We start from the raw sequence: 20,046 nt of genomic DNA, 5'->3' as shown, positions 1-20,046 counted from the left end.
ATGCGTCCCGCCCGCCTTCCCGCCGCCTGCACCCTGCTCGTGCTCACCGCCGGTCCGGTCGCCCTCGCCACGGCCCCCGCCCACGCCGCCGACACCCCGTCGGCCACCCCCTCGACCGCGCCGTCCACCCCCGCGTCCTCCGCCACCCCCGGCGAGTGCCCGGAGGGCACCACCGAGGACCCGATCCCGGTCACCGGCGCCACCGACACCGCGGGCGAACTCTCCGTCACCTTCACCAACACCAGCACCGCGACGGTCAAGCAGCTCGCCACCACCGTCGCCCTCGCCGAGGCCGGCAGCCTCCCGCTCGAATTCCGCGCGGGAGCCGGCGCCTGGAGGCCCCTCACCGTCACCGGCACCCCGGTCAACACCGGCGGCTACCTGGTCCCCCAGGGCCAGAAGCTCACCCTCACCGTGCGCGCCGCCGCCGGAGCCCCGCACGGCGAGCACCGCCTCACCTTCACCGCCAAGTCCGAGGTCCTCCCGAGCGGCTCCGCCCCGGCGAAGAAGTACACCTGCCCCCAGCTCACCGCCACCTACCCGGGCGCTCTCACCGCCACCGACCGCACCCCCACCGACCACACCCCGGCCCCTGCCCACCTCGCCGACACCGGCGCCGGCACCGCCACCCGCCCCCTCGCCATCGCCGGCACCACCACCCTCCTCCTCGGCGCCACCCTCCTCCTCCTCACCCGCCGCCGCCCCACCACCGACTGACCACCCCGGGCCCGCCCCGGCCGGCAGACCGGCGTCGACGAGGAAGCCCCCCCGGCCCCGGCCCCGGTCAGGAGGCGACGCGGAGCAGCGCGTCGTCCTGCCACTTGAGGATCTTGTCGAAGCTCACGATGGCCCCCCGGAGGGGGTGGTTGCGGAGCTGGACGTGGTCGGTGAGGGCGTGGATGAGGAAGAGGCCGCGGCCGGATTCGGCGGTGAGGTCGGGGAGGGCGTCCAGGTCGACCGGGCGGAGGGTGGGGGCCGGGGCACGGTGGGGGAGGACGTGGGTGTCGTACGGGTGGCCGTCGCGGCGGGGGCGGTGGGCGGTGAGGACGCGGGCCGGGACGGTGGCGCGGGCGCGGCGGGAGCGGCGGGGGGCGCGGGCGCTGCCGGCGGGGTGGGGGGCCGGGCGGCGGACGGGCGGGGCGCTGGGGGCGGGCAGGCCCGGGCCGGAGTCGGTGACCTCGATCCGCAGCCGGTCACCGCTGATGGAGGCGGTGACCTGGAAGCCGTCGTCGGGCCGGCCGGTGGCGCCGTGTTCGACGGCGTTGGCGCAGGCTTCGGTGATGGCGACGCCGAGGTCGTCGGCGATCTGGGGGTCGACGCCCGCGGTCGCCATGGCACCGAGCAGGATGCGACGGGCCAGCGGAACGCTGGCCGGGTCGCGCTTGAGGTGCAGAGTCCACCAGATGTCCACGGGAGGTCCCTCCTGGCTGCGGCTCCACATACAACTAGGTATCTCCGGGCGATTCGGCGGTGAACCGTGACCGGGGGCGGCTACCGCCCGTTCGGCGGATGGACTGGGGACGGGGTCTGTGCCGAACGGCGCGCTCGTGGTCCTGCACGCCGCGGCCGAACGGGGCATTCGTAGGGATTTCCCACCCTGCCCGTGTCGGCGGTGTACGCGATGAGATGATGGCCCGGCCATGACTGCCCTCCCCTCCGCCCCCTTCCAGGGCACCCCTGTCTTCGAGCGGGCCCAGCCGGCTCCGCCGGTGGGGGCCGCCTGGGACCTGCGGCTTGCCCGGGCGGTCCCGTTCGCGGTGGTGTGCACGCTGATAGCGGCCGCCGGGCACGCGCTGGCGGGCGGCGGGAACGTGCCGCCGGTCGCGCTGGCGACGGGCTTCGCCGCGGTGCTGGTGCTCGCGGTGGCGTGCGGTGGACGGGAGCGTTCGCTGGCGGCCATCGCCGGTGCGCTGGGCGCGGGGCAGCTGGGGCTGCACTGCCTGTTCCACGGTTTCGGCGGCCACGGCATGCCCGACGGCGTCCCGATGAGCATGCCGCAGGCGGCCGGCCGGCTGATCTGCAACGAGGCCCGGCCGGGCACGCTGGCCGGGCTGCCGGTCGGCACCTCGCCGGAGCAGTTGGTGTCCTCCGCCGGTCTGGATCCGCACGCGTACGCCGCCGCGCCGTGGTGGCAGGGCGGCGTGCTGGGGATGACGCCGTCGATGCTGGCCGGGCACCTGGTCGCCGCGCTGGTGGCGGGCTGGTGGCTGCGGCGCGGCGAGGCGGCGCTGTGGCGGCTGGTGCGGGTGGCCGCGTCGGCGGCCCGGGAGCACTGGGCGGCGCCGCTGCGGTGGGCGCTGGTGCTGGTGGCCGCGTTGCTGCGCGGTCTGTTCGGCGCGGCCGGTCCGGTCCGCGGGTTCGGGGCGGGGGGCGGCGGTAGCCGGCTCTCCGCGGGTGCGGTGCTGCGGCACAGCGTGGTGCGGCGCGGTCCGCCGTGCGGGGTCCTCGCGTACTGATCCGGTGTTCCCGTGCACCCCGTGGTGGGGTGCCGGTCGGGTCCCGGTGAGGTGCGCGGTGTCCGGGTCGTTCCCGTCCTCCCACAGCGACGGCGGCCCCTGGCTCTGCCCCCATCCACGTCCGCGTGTGCGGCGCCGCCGAGGCACGGTTCCCCCGTCGCCCGGTACGGCCGGCCGCCGAGCTCCGATCGGAGACCCCCCATCATGCGTTCCCTTCCCACCCGCCGTCTCGCCGCCGTCGCCCTGACCGCCGCCGCCTCCGTGGTGGCGCTGGCCGGCCCGGCCTTCGCGCACGTCACCGTGAACCCGGGCTCGGCCGCCCAGGGCGGTTACGCGACGGTCAACTTCCAGGTGCCGGACGAGAGCGACACGGCGAGCACGGTGAAGCTGGAGGTCACCCTGCCGATGGACCACCCGCTGGCCTCGGTCCGGACCCTGCCGATGCCGGGCTGGACGGCGACCGTCGAGAAGGCCAAGCTCGACAAGCCGATCAAGGTGCACGGCAGCGACGTCACCGAGGCCGCCTCCAAGATCACCTGGACCGCCGACGCCGGCACCAAGATCGCCCCCGGCCAGTTCCAGGAGTTCAGGCTGTCGCTCGGCGCGCTGCCGACCGACGCCGACAGCATGGTCTTCAAGGCCCTGCAGACCTACGACAACGGCGACGTGGTCCGTTGGATCGACGAGGCCCAGGCCGGCCAGCCCGAGCCGGCCCACCCGGCGCCGACCCTGAAGCTCACCAAGGCCGCCGCCGGTGACGGCCACGGCGTCACCGCCTCCGCCTCCCCGGCCGCCGGCGCCCACGGGGACAGCTCGGACCACGCCGCCGCCTCCGGCGACGCCAAGTCCAGCGACAGCACCGCCCGCACCCTGGGCGTGGTCGGCATCGTGGTCGGCGTGATCGGCACCGCCGTCGGCGTGCTCGGCCTGCGCCGGAAGAACAGCGGCTCCGCCTCCTGACCCCCGCGCCGGCGGGGCCGTACCCCGCACCCGTACCGGGTACGGCCCCGCCGGCGGTCCATCGCGCCTGATCGGATCCACCATGCCCCGCACCACCCGCACGTCCCGCTCCACCCGGCTGGCCGGCGCCGCCGCGCTCGCCCTGGCCGCCGCGCTGACCCTGTCCGCCTGCGGCTCCTCCGGTGGCGGCTCGACCGCCGCCAAGGTGACCCAGCAGAAGGACGACACCCCGTACCAGGGCACCAAGCTGGCCAAGAACTTCGAGAAGCCCGACCTCCAGCTGACCGACACCTCCGGCCAGCCGTACGACCTGCGGCAGCAGACCAACGGCAAGGCCACCCTGCTGTTCTTCGGCTACACCAGCTGCCCGGACGTCTGCCCGACCACGATGGGCGACATCGGCGTGGCGATGAAGGCGCTCTCCGCGGAGGACCGGAAGAAGGTCAACGTCGTCTTCGTCTCCACCGACCCCCAGCGCGACACCCCCAAGGTGCTGCGCACCTGGCTGGACTCGATGGGCACCGACTTCATAGGCCTCACCGGTGACCTGGGGAAGGTGAAGACCGCCGCCAGGTCGCTGGGCATCATGATCGAGGACCCGGTGGTCAACGCGGACGGCACCGTCACCTCCACCCACGGCGCCCAGGTGTTGGCCTTCCTCCCCTCGGACGACAAGGCGCACGTGCTCTACATGAGCGGCACCGAGGAGAAGACCTACGAGCACGACCTGCCGCTGCTCGCCAAGGGGGTCGCGGCGTGATCCCGGCGAACCGGCGGTTCCGCCGCTCGGCGCTGGCCGGGGCGGTGCTGGCGACGGTCCTCGGCGGCGGGGCGATACTCGCCGCCTGCGGGACGGGCGACCAGGGCGGCGGCCGGGCCGACGCCGGTCCGGCGAAGCTGAGCGTGGCCGACCCCTACATCCCGCTGCCCCCGGCCGGCGGGATGGGCGCCGGCTACCTGACCGTGCGCAACGACGGCGGGCCGGACCAGTTGCTCAAGGTGACCAGCCCGGAGGCCGGGTCGGTCACCATGCACCGCTCGACCGCCTCGACCATGGAGCAGGTGAGCAGCCTGGACGTGCCCGCGCACGGCGCGCTGCAGCTCGCCCGGGGCGGCACCCATCTGATGATCATGGACTGGCAGAAGGCCCCCGCCCTGGGCGACGAGCTGGAGCTCGACCTGACCTTCGCCAAGTCCGGCACCATCACCGTCAAGGTGCCGGTCAAGGAGCTCACCTACCGCCCAGGCCAGAGTTAGGGGACCCGCCAGCATGGAGAAGGCCGCCCACCCCCGGACCGCCCACCCCCGGTCGGTCCGCCGCCGGACCGCCCGCGCCCGTACCCTCCCCCGGCGGATCGCCGCGGCGCTGGGGACGCTCGGCGCGCTGCTCGCGCTGATGCTCGCCGGCGCCGCGCCGGCCTCCGCGCACGCCACCCTGGACGCCACCGACCCGGCGCAGAACTCGGTGGTCGCCACCGCCCCGGCGGCGGTGACCCTGACCTTCAGCGAGAGCGTCTCGCTGTCCGGGGACTCCGTCCGGGTGCTCGACCCGGCCGGCAAGGCCGTGGACACCGGCAACCCGGCGCACGCCGACGGCAAGGGCGACACCGCCCGGGTCGGCCTGAACAGCGGACTCGCCAACGGCACGTACACCGTCGCCTGGCGGGCCGTCTCGGAGGACTCGCACCCGGTCGGCGGGGCGTTCACCTTCTCCATCGGCGCACCCTCGGACACCTCGGTGTCCACCACCGCGCTGCAGGGCGCCAAGGCCGACGGCCTGGTCGCCGCCCTGTACGGCACCGGGCGCACCGTCGCCTACGCGGCGTTCGCGCTGCTCGCCGGGGTCGCCGCCTTCGTGCTGGTCTGCTGGCCGGCCGGCGCCGCCCGGCGACCAGTGCAGCGGCTGCTGATGACCGGCTGGACGGCGCTGCTGGCCTCCACCGTCGCGGTGCTGATGCTGCGCGGCCCGTACGAGCGCGGCTCGGGCGTCGGGCAGGCCCTCGACCTGTCGCTGGTGCGCGCCACCCTGGACGAGCGGATCGGCACCGCGCTGGCCGCCCGACTGCTGCTGCTCGCCGCGGCCGGGATCTTCCTGTCGCTGCTGGTCGGGCAGCTGGGGCAGCCGTCGCAGCCGGTCTCCGCGACGGCCGCCGAGGGGCAGGGCCGGGGCGAGTCCACCGAGGACACCGAGGACGCGGAGTCCACCGAGGCCGCCGAGCTGCGCGCGCTGGAGCAACGGGCCGCCGAGCGGCCGCAGCGCGAGACCCGGCTCGGCCTGGGCGTGGCCGGACTGCTGCTGGCCGTCGCGCTCTCGGCGACCTGGGTCGGCGCCGACCACGCCTCGGTGGGCATCCAGGTCTGGCTGGCGCTCCCGTTCGGCATCCTGCACCTGATCGCGATGGCGCTCTGGCTGGGCGGCCTGGCCTCGCTGCTGGTCGCCCTGCGCGAGGGCGTCGGCGCCGAGGTGGTGGACCGCTTCTCGAAGATCGCCTTCGGTTCGGTGGCCGTGCTGGCCGGCACCGGCATCTACCAGTCCTGGCGGGGCCTGGGCAGCTGGAGCGCGCTGACCGGCACCGAGTACGGGAAGCTGCTGCTGGTGAAGAGCGGCTGCGTGGTCGTGATGCTGGGCGTCGCCTGGATCTCCCGCAGCTGGCTGGCCCGGCTGCGCTCGGCCCCGGCCGAGGCGGCGGAGGTCGAGCGGGCCGAGGTGCCCGAGCCGGTCGGCGCCGCGGCGCACGGCGAGGACCCGGTCCGACGGGCCCAGCTGGAGCGCCAGCGGGCCGCCGCGGCGAGCGCCGGGCGCGAGCGCGGACTCACCCCGACCCGGGCCGGGCTGCGCCGCTCGGTGCTGGTCGAGGCGCTGGTCGCGGTGGCGGTGCTGGTGGTCACCACGATGCTCACCAACTCCCCGCCCGGGCGGGTGGCGGGCGAGGTCAAGGCGGCCGGGAACACCGCCCCGGTGGCGGGCGGCACCGCGGCCGCCCCGCAGACCGAGCCGGGCCGCACGGTGGAGCTCAAGCTGCCGTACGACACCAAGGGCCGGACGCCGAACGCCAAGGGCATCGCGACCGTCACCCTCAACCCGGCCCGGACCGGCCCGAACGAGGTCAAGCTCGCGCTGGACGGCGCGGACGGCAAGCCGGTGGACGTCCCCGAGGTGCAGCTCGCCTTCACCCTGCCGGACCGCGACCTCGGCCCGCTGCCCGTCGCGCTCACCCCCGACGGCACCGGCCGCTGGAGCGGCACCGCGCAGCTGCCGCTGGGCGGCACCTGGGTGGTCTCGGTGCAGATCCGCTCCTCCGACATCGACCAGACCACCCCGACCCAGCAGTTCAAGGTCGGGTGAGCGCGGTGGACGCGGTGGATCAGGAAGCGGTGGAACAGGAAGCCGTGGCACAGGACGCGGCGGCACAGCAGGGGGCGGCCCCGGCGGGCTTCACCCGGCGGGCGCTGCTCGGCACGGCCGGCGCCGGACTGCTGGCCGGCGCCGGGGCGGGGGTGGCCGGGGCGGTCGCCTACGACCGCCGGCCGGGCGCCGACCCCGAGGCACCGGGCGGCGCCCTCGGCGCGGGCCGGGTGCCGTTCCGCGGCGAGCACCAGGCCGGCATCCTCGAACCCCAGCAGGCCCGGGTCCAGCTGGCCGCCTTCGACCTGGTCGACGGCGCCGGCCGGGACGGGCTGCGCAGCCTGCTGCAACGCTGGACCAAGGCCGTCGACCGGCTGACCGCCGGGGAGCCTGCCGAGGAGTTCGACAACCAGGTCGCCCTGGACGCCGGACCCTGCTCGCTCACCCTCACCCTCGGCCTCGGCGCCGCACTGTTCGACAAGACCGGGCTGGCCGACCGCCGCCCGGCCGCCCTCGAACCGCTGCCCGCCTTCCCCGGCGAGGCACTGGACCCAGCGCGCGGCGACGGCGACCTGTTCGTCCAGCTCGGCGCCGACGACGCGCTGGTGACGGTGCACGCCCTGCGCACCCTGCAGAAGCTGGCGGCCGGCACCGCGACACTGCGCTGGCAGTCGGCCGGCTTCGCCCGGACCCCGGGCGCCACCGCCCGGCCGATCACCGGGCGCAACCTGATGGGCCAGATCGACGGCACCAACAACCCCAAGCCCGGCGAGGACGGCTTCGCCGCCAAGGTGTTCTGCACCGCCGGCGGGGACCAGCCGGCCTGGCTGGCCGGGGGCTCGTACCTGGTGTTCCGGCGGATCCGGATGCTGCTGGACCACTGGGAGGAGCTGCCGGTGGAGCGCCAGGAGCGGGTGATCGGGCGGCGGAAGGCGGACGGTTCGCCGTTGAGCGCGCCGGCCGGCTCGGGCGAGGGCACCCCGGTGGACCTCGCCGCCCAGGGCCCGGACGGGGCGCTGGCCATCCCCTCCGACGCCCACGTCCGGGTCGCCGCCCCGGCGGGCAACGGCGGGGCGGCGATGCTGCGGCGCGGCTTCTCGTACCACGACGGGGCGCTGCCCGACGGCTCGCCGGACGCCGGGCTGCTCTTCCTCGCCTTCCAGGCCGACCCGCGCAAGGGCTTCACCCCGGTGCAGCGCAAGCTCTCCCGGGGCGACGGGCTGTCCCGCTTCCTGCGGCACGAGGCGAGCGGGCTGTACGCCGTCCCGCCGGGGGTGCCGGCCGGAGGGTACCTCGGGCAGCAGCTGCTGGAGGGGTAGTCCCGGGGAGCTGTCCCGGGGAGCGGTCCCGGCCTGCGGAACGCTTTCCGGCCGGGGCCGCGGAATCGTTATGGTGGCTGCTTCGGCACCACCCTGCCCCGGTACCACTCCCGTTCACTCACGGAGGCGTCATGTCGGCCACCCGCTACACCTACCTCGGTCCGGCCGGCACCTTCACCGAGGCGGCGTTGCACACCCTGCCCGAGGCGGCGACCCGGGAGCTGGTGCCGCTGTCCTCGGTGGCGCTGGCGCTGGAGGCGGTGCGCGGCGGGGAGGCCGCCGGGGCGTTCGTGCCGATCGAGAACTCGGTGGAGGGCGCCGTCACCGCGACCAACGACGAACTGGCCTCCGGCGCACCGCTGATGATCTACCGTGAGGTGCTGCTGCCGATCACCTTCGCGCTGCTGGTGCGGCCGGGCACCGAGCTGTCCGGGGTGAAGACGGTGACCAGTCACCCGGTGGCCCAGCCGCAGGTGCGCAAGTGGCTGGCGGCCAACCTGCCGGACGCCGTCTGGGAGTCGGCCGCCTCCAACGCGGACGGGGCCCGGCTGGTCGCCGAGGGCCGGTACGACGGGGCGTTCGCGGGCGAGTTCGCGGCGCCGATCTACGGGCTGGACCCGCTGGTCAAGGAGATCGCGGACGCCCAGAGCGCGACCACCCGGTTCGTGCTGGTCGGCCGCCCGGGGCGGGTCTCCTCGCCGACCGGGGCGGACAAGACCTCGATGGTGGTCCGGCTGCCGGACGACCACCCGGGTGCGCTGCTGGAACTGCTGCAGGAGTTCGCGGTGCGCGGGGTCAACCTGATGCGGATCGAGTCCCGGCCGACCGGCGAGGGGCTGGGCAGCTACTGCTTCCTGATCGACTGCGAGGGGCACCTGTCCGAGCGGCGGGTGGCCGAGGCGATGATGGGGCTCAAGCGGATCAGTCCGCAGGTGCGGTTCCTCGGCTCCTATCCGCGCGCGGACCGGCAGACCTCCAAGCACCGCCGGCCGGGGACCTCGGACGAGGACTTCGCCGCGGCGGCGGACTGGTTCTCCCGCGCGCTCGACGGGCGCGGGGAGATCTGATCCCGGCCCGGTCCGCGCATGATCCACCACGCCTGAGTGCCGTCTCGCATGTTTCCGGCCTTTTCCGACCGCTATCGACCGCTATCGACCGGACTGATCAAGTGCGGCGGGTGACCGTACCGTCATCCACAGGAACGTCCGACTCCGGGGGCCGCTGTCCACAGGCCTCCGCACTGTCCACAGCCGAGAGTTATCCACAGGCCTGGGGATGAGTCGACAAACCGGTATAGCCATTGCCCAGAACTGGTCGGACCATCGGTTTGCGTCGCAGAGATGACTTATCGGACCAGAGTCACCCGGTTGCCTGCAAATCACCCGTGCGAGTGCTTCAATTCCCTCACCCGAGAAGGTTCATTGAGGTTTGAAAGCACAATTCCCTGGTTTCGATCTGCGGACGCCGATCATCCGCTCTCATCCACAGGCGCCCCGCCAGACCTGTGGATAACCCGCCCCCGACCCGGACCCCGCGCGTTGCCCACAGGAGTTATCCACAGGATCCGGTGAGTTATCCCCAGGGGAAAACCGGTACCGGTGGAGGAACGCCCGCCCGGTACGCTTGGGCCTGTGATTGACCTTCGCCTGCTCCGTGAGGACCCTGACCGAGTGCGCGCCTCGCAGCGCGTCCGTGGCGAGGACGTCGACATCGTCGACGCCCTCCTCTCCGCCGATGAGCGACGCCGGTCCTCGGGCAGCCGCTTCGACGAACTGCGCAACGAGCAGCGGGTGCTCGGCAAGCAGGTCGCCCAGGCCAAGGGCGAGGAGAAGACCGCCCTGCTGCAGCGCACCAAGGAACTGGCCGTCGAGGTCAAGGCCGCGGACGCCGAGCAGAGCGCGGCCAAGGAGGAGGCGGACCGCCTGCTCCGCTCCCTGGCGAACCTCATCGACCCGGCCGCCCCGGTCGGCGGCGAGGAGGACTTCGTCACCCTGGAGGAGATCGGCACCCCGCGCGACTTCGCCGCCGAGGGCTTCGAGCCCCGCGACCACGTCGAACTCGGCCAGCTGCTGGGCGCGATCGACACCGAGCGCGGCGCCAAGGTCGCCGGTGCCCGCTCCTACTACCTGACCGGTCCCGGCGCGCTGCTGGAGCTCGCCCTGGTCAACATGGCGATCGCCCAGGCCACCGCGGCCGGCTTCATCCCGATGATCACCCCGGCCCTGGTCCGCCCGGCCGCCATGGACGGCACCGGCTTCCTCGGCCAGGCCGCCGAGAACGTGTACCACCTCCCCGAGGAGGACAAGTACCTGGTCGGCACCAGCGAGGTCCCGCTGGCGGCGTACCACATGGACGAGATCATCGAGGCGGACAAGCTGCCGCTGCGCTACGCCGGCTACTCGTCCTGCTTCCGCCGCGAGGCGGGCACCTACGGCAAGGACACCCGCGGCATCATCCGCGTCCACCAGTTCGAGAAGGTGGAGATGTTCGTCTTCACCACGCCCGAGGACGCGGAGAACGAGCACCGCCGCCTGCTCCAGTGGGAGAAGGACTTCCTCAACGCGCTGGAGCTGCCGTACCGGGTGATCGACGTCGCCTCCGGCGACCTCGGCTCCTCGGCCGTGCGCAAGTTCGACATCGAGGCCTGGATCCCGACCCAGGGCAAGTACCGCGAGGTCACCTCGACCTCCAACACCACCGAGTACCAGGCCCGCCGGCTGTCGATCCGGATGCGCGAGGAGGGCAAGACCCGCCCGCTCGCCACCCTGAACGGCACCCTGGTCGCCGTCCCGCGCACCATCGTGGCGATCCTGGAGAACCACCAGCAGGCCGACGGCTCGGTCGTCCTGCCCGAGGCGCTGCGTCCGTACCTCGGCGGGCGGACCGTCCTCGAGCCGGTCAAGTGACCTCGACCGCACACCCGATCGGTGGTGACCTGCCCTACCGGCTGGTCGCCACCGACCTCGACGGCACGCTGCTGACCAGCGCGGAGACCGTCTCCGAGCGCACCCGCGCCGCCCTGGCCGCGGCCACCGGCGCGGGCGCGCTGCACATCGTCGTGACCGGCCGCTCGGCCGTCTGGGCCCGCCCGGTCTTCGACGAGATCGGCTACACCGGGATAGCGGTCTGCGGCCAGGGCGCCCAGGTCTACGACGCCGGCGCGCACAAGCTGCTCACCTCGCTCACCCTGGACCGCCGGCTCGCCGCCGTCGCCCTGGAGAAGATCGAGGCCGAGACCGGCCCGCTGGCCATCGCCGCCAACCAGGACGGCCTGGACGGCCAGGTGCTGGCCGGCCCCGGCTACGAGCTGCTGATCGGCTCCGACCTCCCGGTCGTCCGGGTCGAGCGCGGCGAGCTGCTCGCCTCCCCGGTCAGCAAGCTCTACATCCAGCACCCCGGCCTGACCGACGACGCCCTCGCCGAGGCCGCCCGGCGCGCCGCCGGCGACCTGGTCGGCGTGGTGATGGCCGGCGCGGGCGTGGTCGAGCTGCTGCCGCTGGGCCTGTCCAAGGCCACCGGCCTGGCCGTCGCGGCCCGCCGACTGGGCGTGCGCGCCGCCGACACCATCGCCTTCGGCGACATGCCCAACGACGTGCCGATGTTCGGCTGGGCCGCGCACGGCGTGGCCATGGCCAACGCCCACGAGGAGTTGCTCGCCGTCGCCGACGAGGTCACCGCGGGCAATGACGAGGACGGCGTCGCCGTCGTCCTGGAACGCCTCTACCCGGAACGCTGAGCATCGGGGGCCCGCGGTGATCACCAGCACGCCGGTGGCCCGGTGGACCTGGAGCGGGGCCTTCGACGCCCCCGACCCGCTCGGCCCCGCCCCGCTCGACTCCGACCTGCTCGCCCGCTGTCTGCGGGACCTGCGGACCGGCTGGACGGCGCTGGCCGGGCAGCGGCTCGCGGTCGGCGAGCCCGACGTCCGGCTCACCCTCGGCGACACCGGTCGGCCGAACGCCCAGCTGTACCGGGGCGCCCTCACCAGACAGCTGCCGCCCGGCCCGTACGGCTCGGCGGACGCCTGGTGCACCGTGCCGGGGCTGCTCGACGGCGGGCCCGGCCGGCTCGGCGGGGCCGCGCCCGCGGCGGGGCTGTTCCGGCTGTCCGCCGGCGCGGACAGCCGCTCCGCCCAGGTGGAGCTGGTGACGTACTCCGACGCCTGGCTGCCCTTCGACCTGCGGGGCCGGGCGCAGCCCGCCGTGCACGCGGCGAACGCGCCCCGGCTGGCGGCCGTGCTGGCCGGACTGGCCGAGGCGCTCGGCCGGGAGACCACCCCCGAGGAGCCGACCTCCTTCGGCACCCCCACCACGACCGGCGTGCTCCCTCGCCAGGAACCGGACGGCAGTCCGTCCGACACCTGGTCCCGCTTCGAACTGGCAGGCCGGTACCGGGAGTTCGTCCACGCGCCCGGCCACGGCCGGATCGGCTACCGGCGCACCACGGCGACCCCGGTGCGCTACCTGCCGGTCTCCGACGGGTACGGGCCGCTCGGGTACCTGTGGGCCTGCGACAGCGAGCACGCGGCGAGCTTCGAACCGCTCGACCTGGCGGTGCTCGACCACCCGGAGCGGTACCGGACAGCCCGTGAGTGGCTGGCCCGGCTGCACACCGCCCACGACCTCGGCCTCACGCCCGGCGAGGCGCTGGCCGAGCTGACCGGACGGGCACCGGGCGAGGCCCACGGGCCGGTCGAACTCCTCGTGCTGCGGGAACCGGACCAGCGGGACTGACCGGTCGAGCGGAGCTGGTCGGGCGGAGCTGGTCGAGCGGAGCTGGTCGAGTGGTGCCCGCGCGGTCGCGGCGAGCCGGTCGGCCGGGCGTGCGCGTCGCCGCCCCGGTCGCCGCCCGGTCGCCGGTCAGCTCACCGCGGCCGGGGCGCCACGACGGCGGAGCCGTGCGCACCGCGGGCGGCCAGCCGGCGGGCGACCCCGTCCGCGAGCAGCAGCAAGGCGGCGGTCACCAGCGCGGCCATGTGTTCGTAACCCGCCAACTCCGGGTCCACCGCCGTGATCGCGGCCGTCAGCAGCACCACGCCCAGCGCGGTCCAGCGCGCCCCGAACCGCCAGGCGACCAGCAGGCCCAGCCCGATCACGGCCGCCGACGGCCCGGTGTCCCGGACCTGGGCGAATGCGGCGGGCAGGTGGAGCAGGTGGCCGGGCGGCCGGGACACCCCGAAGCGCGCGTAGCAGGTGCCCACCAGCGAGCAGGCGTACCCGACGGCGAGCGTGCGCCATGGGCCGAGGGTCAGCTCGGCGGTCGCGAAGACCACGAACACCTGGGCCAGCGCCCCCCAGACCGGCAGGCCCAGGGCCGGCACGAAGATCGAGACCGGGAGGCGCAGCAGGGCGACGTCCCACGGCTCGGTGGCCCGGACCACGCCTATCCGGGAGACCAAGGCCGCCCCGCTCGGGAACTGGTCGACCGCGGCGAACAGCAGCACCAGGCAGCTGGCGACCACGGTGAGGGTCAGTGCGGCGGCGCCCCTGGCCCGCAGCCGGGCGCGCGCCCGGCGGTAGAGCGGGCCCCACTCGCTCTCGGCCGCGCGCCGGATGCCGGGATGGTTCACGATGGTTCTCCAGTCCCGATCAGGCGCCGATGGTGGCCGCACGCCGGTCCGCGGCACCGGCGTGCGGTCGGCCGTCGGAGCCCGAGGTGCACGGCCGCAGCAGCGCGAAGTAGGACAGGGCCGGTCCGGACTGCCGGATGACGTGCAGGCCGACGGCGTTGGCGTGCCGGGCCAGGGCCGCCGGGCGGATCTGGTGGCGGTCGAAGAACTCGCCGACGACCAGGCGACCGGTCGGCTTGAGGACCCGGCGCAGCTCGCTCAGGGTGGCGGGGACGTCCGGGATCTCGCCCAGCGCGGTGACCAGGTAGGCGGCGTCGAACGTGGCGTCGTCGAAGGGGAGTTCGCGCGCGTCGGCCAGGGTGGGGACGATGGTGTCGAGGCCGGATCCGGCGGCCCGGCGCATCACGTGGTCGAGCATCTCCTGCTGGATGTCGACGATGTCCAGCCGGCCGTCGGCGCCGAGCCGGGGCGCCACCTGGAGCGACTGCAGCCCGGTGCCGGGACCGATCTCCAGCATCCGCTCGCCCGGCAGCGGCTGGAGCTGCTCGGCCAGCCGCTCCCAGGACAGGAACGGCAGTGGCAGGTCGAGCAGCCGGTGCTGCGCGTAGGGGTACGGCGCGGAGTCGGTCACCCACCAGGCGGTGGCCGCGGCCGCGGCCGAGGCGCCGGCAAGGGCCCAGATGCCGGCCTTGCCGAACGGGGCGCGCAGGGGTGAGGAGGGGTGGCGCATGGTTCTTCTCCAACGTCGGTCGTCGGCGTGGGGCGGAAGGCCGGTGGCCTTCACCGGTGGTTCGCGGTGGCGCTGCGGGGCGGCGCGCCTGCGCCGACCAGCACCGGCCAACTGCCCTCCAGCCAACAGCAGTTCGGCCGGGCCGGACACGTTGCCAGCCCACCGAACCGGGGTAGGGATAACCCACCTGTCAGTCCCGATGAACCGCCCGCGCACCGGCGGTGGCTCCTCGCTCCGCCGGATCACCCTCGCTCTGCCGGATCACCCTCGACCTGATCGGCGAGCCGGAGCGGCACGCGAAGATCGTCGTCGACCCCTCGCCGGTCGCCGGCTGACCGCCCGAACGACGGTGGCGTCCCCGGGAGATCCCGGGGACGCCACCGTCGTTCGCGGCACGGGTGTGCTCAGTGGACCGTGATGCGGCCGCGCGTGGTCTTCACCACCATGCTGTGCGGCGCGTCCGTGGCGGTGTTCGGCAGCGAGACGCTCGGCGCCTCCCAGGAGCTCTGCGCGTCGACGTGGTAGGTGGCGTCGTGAGGCACCTTGAGGTCGACCCCGCCGTAGCCCGTGGTGACCTTCAGGGAGGCGGGCGCCGCCGTGAAGGAGGCGCTGACCGCGCCGTCGGTGGTGATCACCTCGGCGTTCGGGGCGCTGCTGTCGGCGAGGGTCACCGCGCCGTTCGCGCTCCGCACGGTCAGCGGGCCGGACGACTGGTCCACCTCGACCCCGCCCAGCCCGGTGGTCAGATCCAGCCGGCCGGTCAGGCCCTTCGCCTGGATCCCGGCGTCCCCGGTGCTCACCTGCGCGGCCAGGCCGGCCGGCACCGTGATCCGCAGGTGCCCCGAGCAGTCACCGGAGCAGCCGGCGGTGACCGTGACGTCCGACCCGGACCGGGAGACGGAGACCTGCGGGACACGGCCCGTGTAGCTGCCGTCCATGGCCACCGTGACCTGCGAGGAGCCGTCCTGGTCGAGCGTCACGCCGAGTCCGTCGGTCCGGACCGTCACCTGGCCGGCGCCGGCCGCGTCCTGCTGCCAGTTGCCGCTGTACGGGTGCTGCACCGGAAGCAAGGCGACCACACCCCAACTGGCCACGGCGACGACCGCGACGAGGACGGCCAGCCCCATGAGGAAGCATCCGCGGCGCATCTTCGGTGTGGTACTGATCTCAAGCCCCCAGGTAGCGCAGAACGGCGAGCACGCGGCGGTGGTCTCCCGCCTCCTGCTGCAGATCGAACTTCACGAAGATGCTGCGGATGTACTTCTCCACCGCCGCCGTGCCGATCACCAGATCGGCCGCGATCCCGGCGTTGGAACGGCCCCCCGCCATGGCCGTGAGGACCTCCCGCTCGCGCGGCGTCAGGGTGGACAGCGGATCCCGCTGCCGGCTGCCGGCCAGCAACTGCTTGACCACCTCCGGGTCGAGGACGGTCTCGCCCGCGGCGACCCGGCGCAGCGCGTCCACGAACTCCTCGGCGTCCGACACCCGGTCCTTGAGCAGGTAACCGACCCCGTTGTCATTGGAGTTGACCAGGTCGATGGCGTAGCGCTCCTCGACGTAGTTGGAGAGCACCAGGACGCCGGTCTCCGGCCAGCGGGCACGTACCGCCAGTGCGGCGCGCAGGCCCTCGTCCAGGAAGGTGGGCGGCATCCGGACGTCCGTCACACAGGCGTCCGGCCGGTGTTCGGCCACCGCGCGCAGGAGTTGCTCCCCGTCGCGGACCGCGGCGACCACCTCGATCCCCTGCTCGCTGAGCAGCAGTTCGATGCCCTGGCGCAGCAGCGCGGAGTCCTCGGCCAGCACTACCCGCACGGCAATTCCACCTCGATCACGGTCGGTCCACCCACCGGACTGCTGATCCGGAACCGCCCGTCCACCCCGGACACCCGGTCCGCCAGACCGGTCAGACCCGTGCCGACCGCGAGGTCGGCTCCGCCACGCCCGTCATCGCCAACCGTAACGTCCAACCGGGCGCCCTCCCGCCGGATCTCCACCCAAGCGCGGGTCGCATGAGCATGCTTGGCCACATTGGTGAGCGCCTCGGTCACCGTGAAGTAGGCGACCGCCTCGATGGCGGAGGAGGGGCGCGGCTCCACCAGGACGTCAAGGCGCACCGGCACCGGAGCCAGCGCGGCGACGGCGGAGAGCGACGCCTCCAGGCCGCGGTCGGTCAGCACCGGCGGGTGCAGGCCACGGGCCAGGTTGCGCAACTCGGCGATGGTGCTGAGGGTTTCCCGCCGGACGTCCTCGACCAGCTTGTTGGTCTCGTGGTCACCGGACTTCTTCAACCGCGAGCTGACCCGGCCCAGGGTGATCGACATCGCCACCAGCCGTTGCTGGGCACCGTCGTGCAGGTCCCGCTCGATCCGTTTGCGCTCCGCCTCGGCGGCGTCCACCACCCGGGCTCGACTTTCCGTCAGCTCGGTCACCCGCTGCTCCAGTTCCATGCCGCGGGGCCGGGAGAGCAGTGCGACGGCCAGCGCGGTGTCCAGCGCCAGCAGGAGTTTGACCACCAGTGGGGAGAGGACCGCGCCGACCAGCAGCGCCACCGCCGCGACCAGCAGCGCCCGGGGCAGGGAATCCACCACGAACGGCCCGAGCTGGGCCTGGCCGCCGGGCAGGCCCCGGTAGTAGGCCGGAAGCAGCACCATGGTCAGCGGCACGGCCCAGGTCAGCGCCACCCCGACCACGGTCACCACCGCCACCGGCATCATCAGTACGAAGTAGCCGATCAGCCGCCAGGTGCAGAGGTTGTGGACGAGCGACTGCAGCGACTTGGCCAGCCGCCAGGAACAGACCGGCACCGGCAGCTCGTCGAGCTCCAGCCCGCAGGTCACGGCGAACCGGGCGCGCTCGACGGCGGCCAGCCGGAACAGCGCCCACCCCGCCGCCACCGTGAGCGGCAGGCCCACCAGGCCGGCCGGCGCCAGGCAGACGGCGGCGACCATCACGACCAGTACGACCAGTCCCGCCAGCGCCACCAGACCGTCGAGTACCAGGTGGATCGACGCCCACCACAGGACGGGGGAGGCCAGCGCACGCAGCGGATTGCCCGGCACCACCTCGCGGGGTGGCCGGGCGCCCGTCCAGGCTCTGCCGGTGGCACGGCCGACGATGTTCTCGGTCAACTGCTTCGGACCCGCTCTCGTGGGCGGTGCGGGCGGCGACCAGGTCACCGTCCGCACCTCGATTCGACAAGGGGACGGTACCCAACCCGACCACCCGTCGACAGCGAGGAGAGCCCACCGGCGGGGGGTAGGGTTTACCCCCCGTTCGGCCGGTGGGTTCACGCTGCCGACCCGGCGCCGCCCGGTGCGACATCGTGGGGTAGGGGGGTGCCCCCGCGGTCGACGGGCAGCGTGGCGGTGGCGGCCACCGCGACCGGCAGCGAGACGGTGGCGGCCACCGGGCGTTCATCCCCAGTTGTAGGATGACCGGGCAAGTGGTTGTAGGATGACCGACGGCCGATGAGTGGTGTGCGAAGGGAGGCCCGGTATGAGCAGCGGCGGCAACGGCCTGCAGGCGGCCGGGCGGCGTTCCCTGGTGGACACCGCGATCGACCGGCTGCGCGAGCAGCTGGCCGACGGGGCCTGGCCGGTGGGCTCGCAGATCCCCACCGAGCACGAGCTGGCCGAACAGCTGCAGGTCGGGCGGAACACCGTACGGGAGGCGATCCGGGTGCTGGTGCACGCCGGAATGCTGGTCTCCCGGCAGGGCGAGGGCACCTTCGTACGGTCCACGAGCGACCCGGCGGCGGTGCTGCGCGGCGTCCAGCGCTCGGGCATCCGGGACGTCCTGGAGGTCCGGGCCGCGCTGGAGACCGAGGGCGCCCGACTGGCCGCGCTGCGGCACACCCCCGAGGACATCCGGCGGATGCGGGCCGCGCTGGCCCGGGAGGCCGAGGTCTTCGCCCAGCACCCCGAGCGGGCCAGCCGCGAGGCCACCGTCGAGCACGACCTGGAGTTCCACACCGCCGTCGTCGAGGCCGCGCACAACCCGGCCCTGGCCGAGGTCTACCACTACTTCGGCGCCTCCGTGCGCGAGGCGATGACCTCCGCGTTCGGCGACCACGAGATGCCCGAGGCGGTCGTGGCCACCCACGAGGCACTGGTCGACGCGATCGAGAGCGGCGACCCGGACCGCGCCGAGACGGCGTGCCGCGCGCTGCTCGCCGAGCCCACCGCGGCCGTCGAGCAGCTGCTCGCGGCCATCGCGGCCCGGAAGTAGGACGGCGCGAGCCCCCCTTCCGTCCTCCCCGCGGCCGGTGGAGGCCTCCCTCCGCCGTGCCCGCACCACCCCTGATCCACGGAAAGAACAGCACACCCATGGCCGTCACCCGTGCCCAGCAGCCGGTTGTCACCGCTCCCGCCCCGCTCCCCGTCCGCGCCCGGCTGGCCCACCCCGCCCTGCTGCTGACCGGCATCCTGCTGGTCGCGCTGAACATGCGCGCCTGCCTGGCCGCCGTCTCCCCGATGGTCGCCGAGATCCAGCGGACCTTCGGGCTGTCCGCCACCGCGAGCGGGCTGATCACCACCGTCCCGGTGCTGTTCCAGGGCGTCGGCGCTCCGCTCACCCCCCGGCTGACCCGCCGGTTCGGCGCCGAGCGGGTCGTGCTGGGCGCGGTGCTGGTGCTGGGCGCGGGCGTGCTGCTGCGGGTGCTGCCCTCGGTGTTCGCGCTGTACGCGGGCTGCGTGGTGATCGGCGTGGCCATCGCGGTGCTGAACGTGTCGATGCCGGGCCTGGTCAAGCGGGAGTTCCCGGACCGCGCGGCCACCATGACCGGCGTCTACTCGACCACCATGCTGGTCGGCGCGACCCTCGCGGCCGGCACCTCCGTCCCGCTGGAGCACGCGCTCGGCGGCGGCTGGCGGGCCTCGCTCGGCGCCTGGTCGCTGCTCGCGCTGGTCGCCGCGGTGGCCTGGCTGCCGCAGGTGCTGCGCTCCCGGCAGGAGAAGGCGGCGGTGACCACCGCGACCCGGCCCGCCAAGCCGATCGAGGGCCTCTGGAAGCACCCGCTGGCCTGGCAGATCAGCCTGTTCATGGGCATCTCGTCGCTGCTCGTCTACACCCTGGTCGCCTGGATGCCGACCATCCTGGCCGACCACGGCATGGACCGCGGCCAGGCCGGCCTGGTCTTCGCCTTCTCCAACCTGGTCCAGGTGGCCGGCGCCTTCCTGGTGCCGCTGATGGCCGGCCGGATGACCAGCCAGCGCGCCCTGGCGGTCACCATGGCCGCCCTGAACGGGCTCGGCATCGCGATGCTGCTGGTCGCGCCGGTCTCCGGTGCCTGGGCGACGGCGGCCGTCCTCGGTGTGGCCCAGGGCGGTTCGCTGGGCCTCGGCCTGGCCTTCATCGTGCTGCGCACCGGCACCGCGGCCGGCGCCGCCCAGCTGGGCGGCATGTCCCAGGCGATCGGCTACCTGGTCGCGGCGGCCGGCCCGGTCGGCGCCGGCGCGCTGCACCAGCTCACCGGCGGCTGGGACGCCACCCTGGTGCTGATGCTGGTGCTGGTCCTGGTGGTCGGCGCGGCCGGCTTCGGGGCCGGACGCAACCGGACCCTGTAGGGCTAGGTGTTCTGTCCCGTGAGGTTGGGGATGCGGCTGGCGGGTGGTTTGCCTGCGAGTGCGGTGTGTCCGCGGTGGTGATTGTAGGTGTGGAGCCAGGCG

The 20,046-nt window shown here is 74.3% G+C and carries 19 protein-coding genes; 13 read left to right on the top strand and 6 right to left on the bottom strand.

The annotated features are described in order from the left end of the window. Nucleotides 1–717: an LPXTG cell wall anchor domain-containing protein gene (locus tag ACZ47G_RS38945; protein ID WP_465751144.1), complete on the top strand. Its 717-nt coding sequence runs from the start codon at nt 1–3 to the stop codon at nt 715–717. A gap of 67 nt (nt 718–784) precedes the next feature. Here the strand turns inward: ACZ47G_RS38945 and ACZ47G_RS38940 are convergent, their stop codons facing one another. Continuing rightward, nucleotides 785–1,411: an ATP-binding protein gene (locus tag ACZ47G_RS38940; protein ID WP_465751142.1), complete on the bottom strand. Its 627-nt coding sequence runs from the start codon at nt 1,409–1,411 to the stop codon at nt 785–787. Between the two features lie 229 nt (nt 1,412–1,640). Between ACZ47G_RS38940 and ACZ47G_RS38935 the strand changes: the two genes are divergently transcribed. From ACZ47G_RS38935 to ACZ47G_RS38890, 10 genes are all read left to right on the top strand, one after another. Then, nucleotides 1,641–2,456 carry a hypothetical protein gene (locus ACZ47G_RS38935; protein ID WP_465751140.1) on the top strand — a complete coding sequence of 272 codons (816 nt, stop codon included), beginning with the start codon at nt 1,641–1,643 and terminating at the stop codon, nt 2,454–2,456. A 204-nt stretch (nt 2,457–2,660) separates the two neighbouring features. After that, a complete protein-coding gene (locus ACZ47G_RS38930) occupies nt 2,661–3,416 on the top strand; it encodes a YcnI family copper-binding membrane protein (protein ID WP_465751138.1) in 756 nt (251 codons plus the stop codon). Between the two features lie 82 nt (nt 3,417–3,498). Then, complete coding sequence (locus ACZ47G_RS38925; protein WP_465751136.1) at nt 3,499–4,176, top strand: SCO family protein; 678 nt, start codon at nt 3,499–3,501, stop codon at nt 4,174–4,176. Further along, nucleotides 4,173–4,673 (top strand): copper chaperone PCu(A)C, encoded by a 501-nt coding sequence (locus tag ACZ47G_RS38920; RefSeq protein WP_465751134.1) that lies wholly within the window; start codon nt 4,173–4,175, stop codon nt 4,671–4,673. The genes ACZ47G_RS38925 and ACZ47G_RS38920 overlap by 4 nt, the downstream gene beginning before the upstream one ends. Before the next feature lie 13 nt (nt 4,674–4,686). Then, complete coding sequence (locus ACZ47G_RS38915) at nt 4,687–6,762, top strand: copper resistance protein CopC (protein WP_465751132.1); 2,076 nt, start codon at nt 4,687–4,689, stop codon at nt 6,760–6,762. 44 nt (nt 6,763–6,806) lie between these two features. Then, nucleotides 6,807–8,081 carry an iron uptake transporter deferrochelatase/peroxidase subunit gene (gene efeB / locus ACZ47G_RS38910; RefSeq protein ID WP_465751130.1) on the top strand — a complete coding sequence of 425 codons (1,275 nt, stop codon included), beginning with the start codon at nt 6,807–6,809 and terminating at the stop codon, nt 8,079–8,081. Nucleotides 8,082–8,212: 131 nt separating this feature from the next. Further along, nucleotides 8,213–9,148 carry a prephenate dehydratase gene (gene pheA, locus ACZ47G_RS38905; RefSeq protein WP_380452605.1) on the top strand — a complete coding sequence of 312 codons (936 nt, stop codon included), beginning with the start codon at nt 8,213–8,215 and terminating at the stop codon, nt 9,146–9,148. Nucleotides 9,149–9,712: 564 nt separating this feature from the next. Beyond that, entirely contained in the window at nt 9,713–10,987 is a 1,275-nt protein-coding gene (gene serS, locus ACZ47G_RS38900) for a serine--tRNA ligase (protein ID WP_465751127.1), read from the top strand. Then, nucleotides 10,984–11,817, top strand: a complete 834-nt coding sequence (locus ACZ47G_RS38895; protein ID WP_465751125.1) for an HAD family hydrolase — start codon at nt 10,984–10,986, stop codon at nt 11,815–11,817. The genes serS and ACZ47G_RS38895 overlap by 4 nt, the downstream gene beginning before the upstream one ends. A gap of 16 nt (nt 11,818–11,833) precedes the next feature. Then, the gene (locus ACZ47G_RS38890; protein ID WP_465751123.1) at nt 11,834–12,814 is read left to right on the top strand and encodes a hypothetical protein; all 981 of its coding nucleotides are present in this window, start codon (nt 11,834–11,836) and stop codon (nt 12,812–12,814) included. A 131-nt stretch (nt 12,815–12,945) separates the two neighbouring features. On the opposite strand, the gene ACZ47G_RS38885 is transcribed toward ACZ47G_RS38890, so the two are convergent. From ACZ47G_RS38885 to ACZ47G_RS38865, 5 genes are all read right to left on the bottom strand, one after another. Beyond that, nucleotides 12,946–13,650, bottom strand: coding sequence for a hypothetical protein (locus ACZ47G_RS38885; RefSeq protein WP_465751121.1), 705 nt, complete (start codon nt 13,648–13,650; stop codon nt 12,946–12,948). A gap of 19 nt (nt 13,651–13,669) precedes the next feature. Beyond that, nucleotides 13,670–14,380 carry a class I SAM-dependent methyltransferase gene (locus tag ACZ47G_RS38880; RefSeq protein WP_465751119.1) on the bottom strand — a complete coding sequence of 237 codons (711 nt, stop codon included), beginning with the start codon at nt 14,378–14,380 and terminating at the stop codon, nt 13,670–13,672. 404 nt (nt 14,381–14,784) lie between these two features. Continuing rightward, on the bottom strand, nt 14,785–15,528 hold the full coding sequence (locus ACZ47G_RS38875; protein ID WP_465751117.1) for a DUF4097 family beta strand repeat-containing protein: 744 nt from the start codon (nt 15,526–15,528) through the stop codon (nt 14,785–14,787). 19 nt (nt 15,529–15,547) lie between these two features. Then, nucleotides 15,548–16,192: a response regulator transcription factor gene (locus ACZ47G_RS38870; RefSeq protein WP_380452592.1), complete on the bottom strand. Its 645-nt coding sequence runs from the start codon at nt 16,190–16,192 to the stop codon at nt 15,548–15,550. Further along, nucleotides 16,183–17,508, bottom strand: a complete 1,326-nt coding sequence (locus tag ACZ47G_RS38865) for a sensor histidine kinase (protein WP_465751115.1) — start codon at nt 17,506–17,508, stop codon at nt 16,183–16,185. Before ACZ47G_RS38865 ends, ACZ47G_RS38870 begins: the two co-directional genes overlap by 10 nt. Nucleotides 17,509–17,875: 367 nt before the next feature. Between ACZ47G_RS38865 and ACZ47G_RS38860 the strand changes: the two genes are divergently transcribed. Further along, on the top strand, nt 17,876–18,607 hold the full coding sequence (locus ACZ47G_RS38860; RefSeq protein ID WP_465751113.1) for a FadR/GntR family transcriptional regulator: 732 nt from the start codon (nt 17,876–17,878) through the stop codon (nt 18,605–18,607). Nucleotides 18,608–18,705: 98 nt separating this feature from the next. Then, nucleotides 18,706–19,944 (top strand): CynX/NimT family MFS transporter, encoded by a 1,239-nt coding sequence (locus tag ACZ47G_RS38855; protein ID WP_465751111.1) that lies wholly within the window; start codon nt 18,706–18,708, stop codon nt 19,942–19,944. The last annotated feature ends 102 nt before the right edge of the window (nt 19,945–20,046 follow it).

The sequence above is a fragment of the Kitasatospora sp. NPDC030952 genome (genome assembly GCF_055571335.1).
The sequence above is the reverse complement of the archived record's forward strand: the minus strand, read 5'-3'. Positions and strand labels throughout refer to the sequence as shown.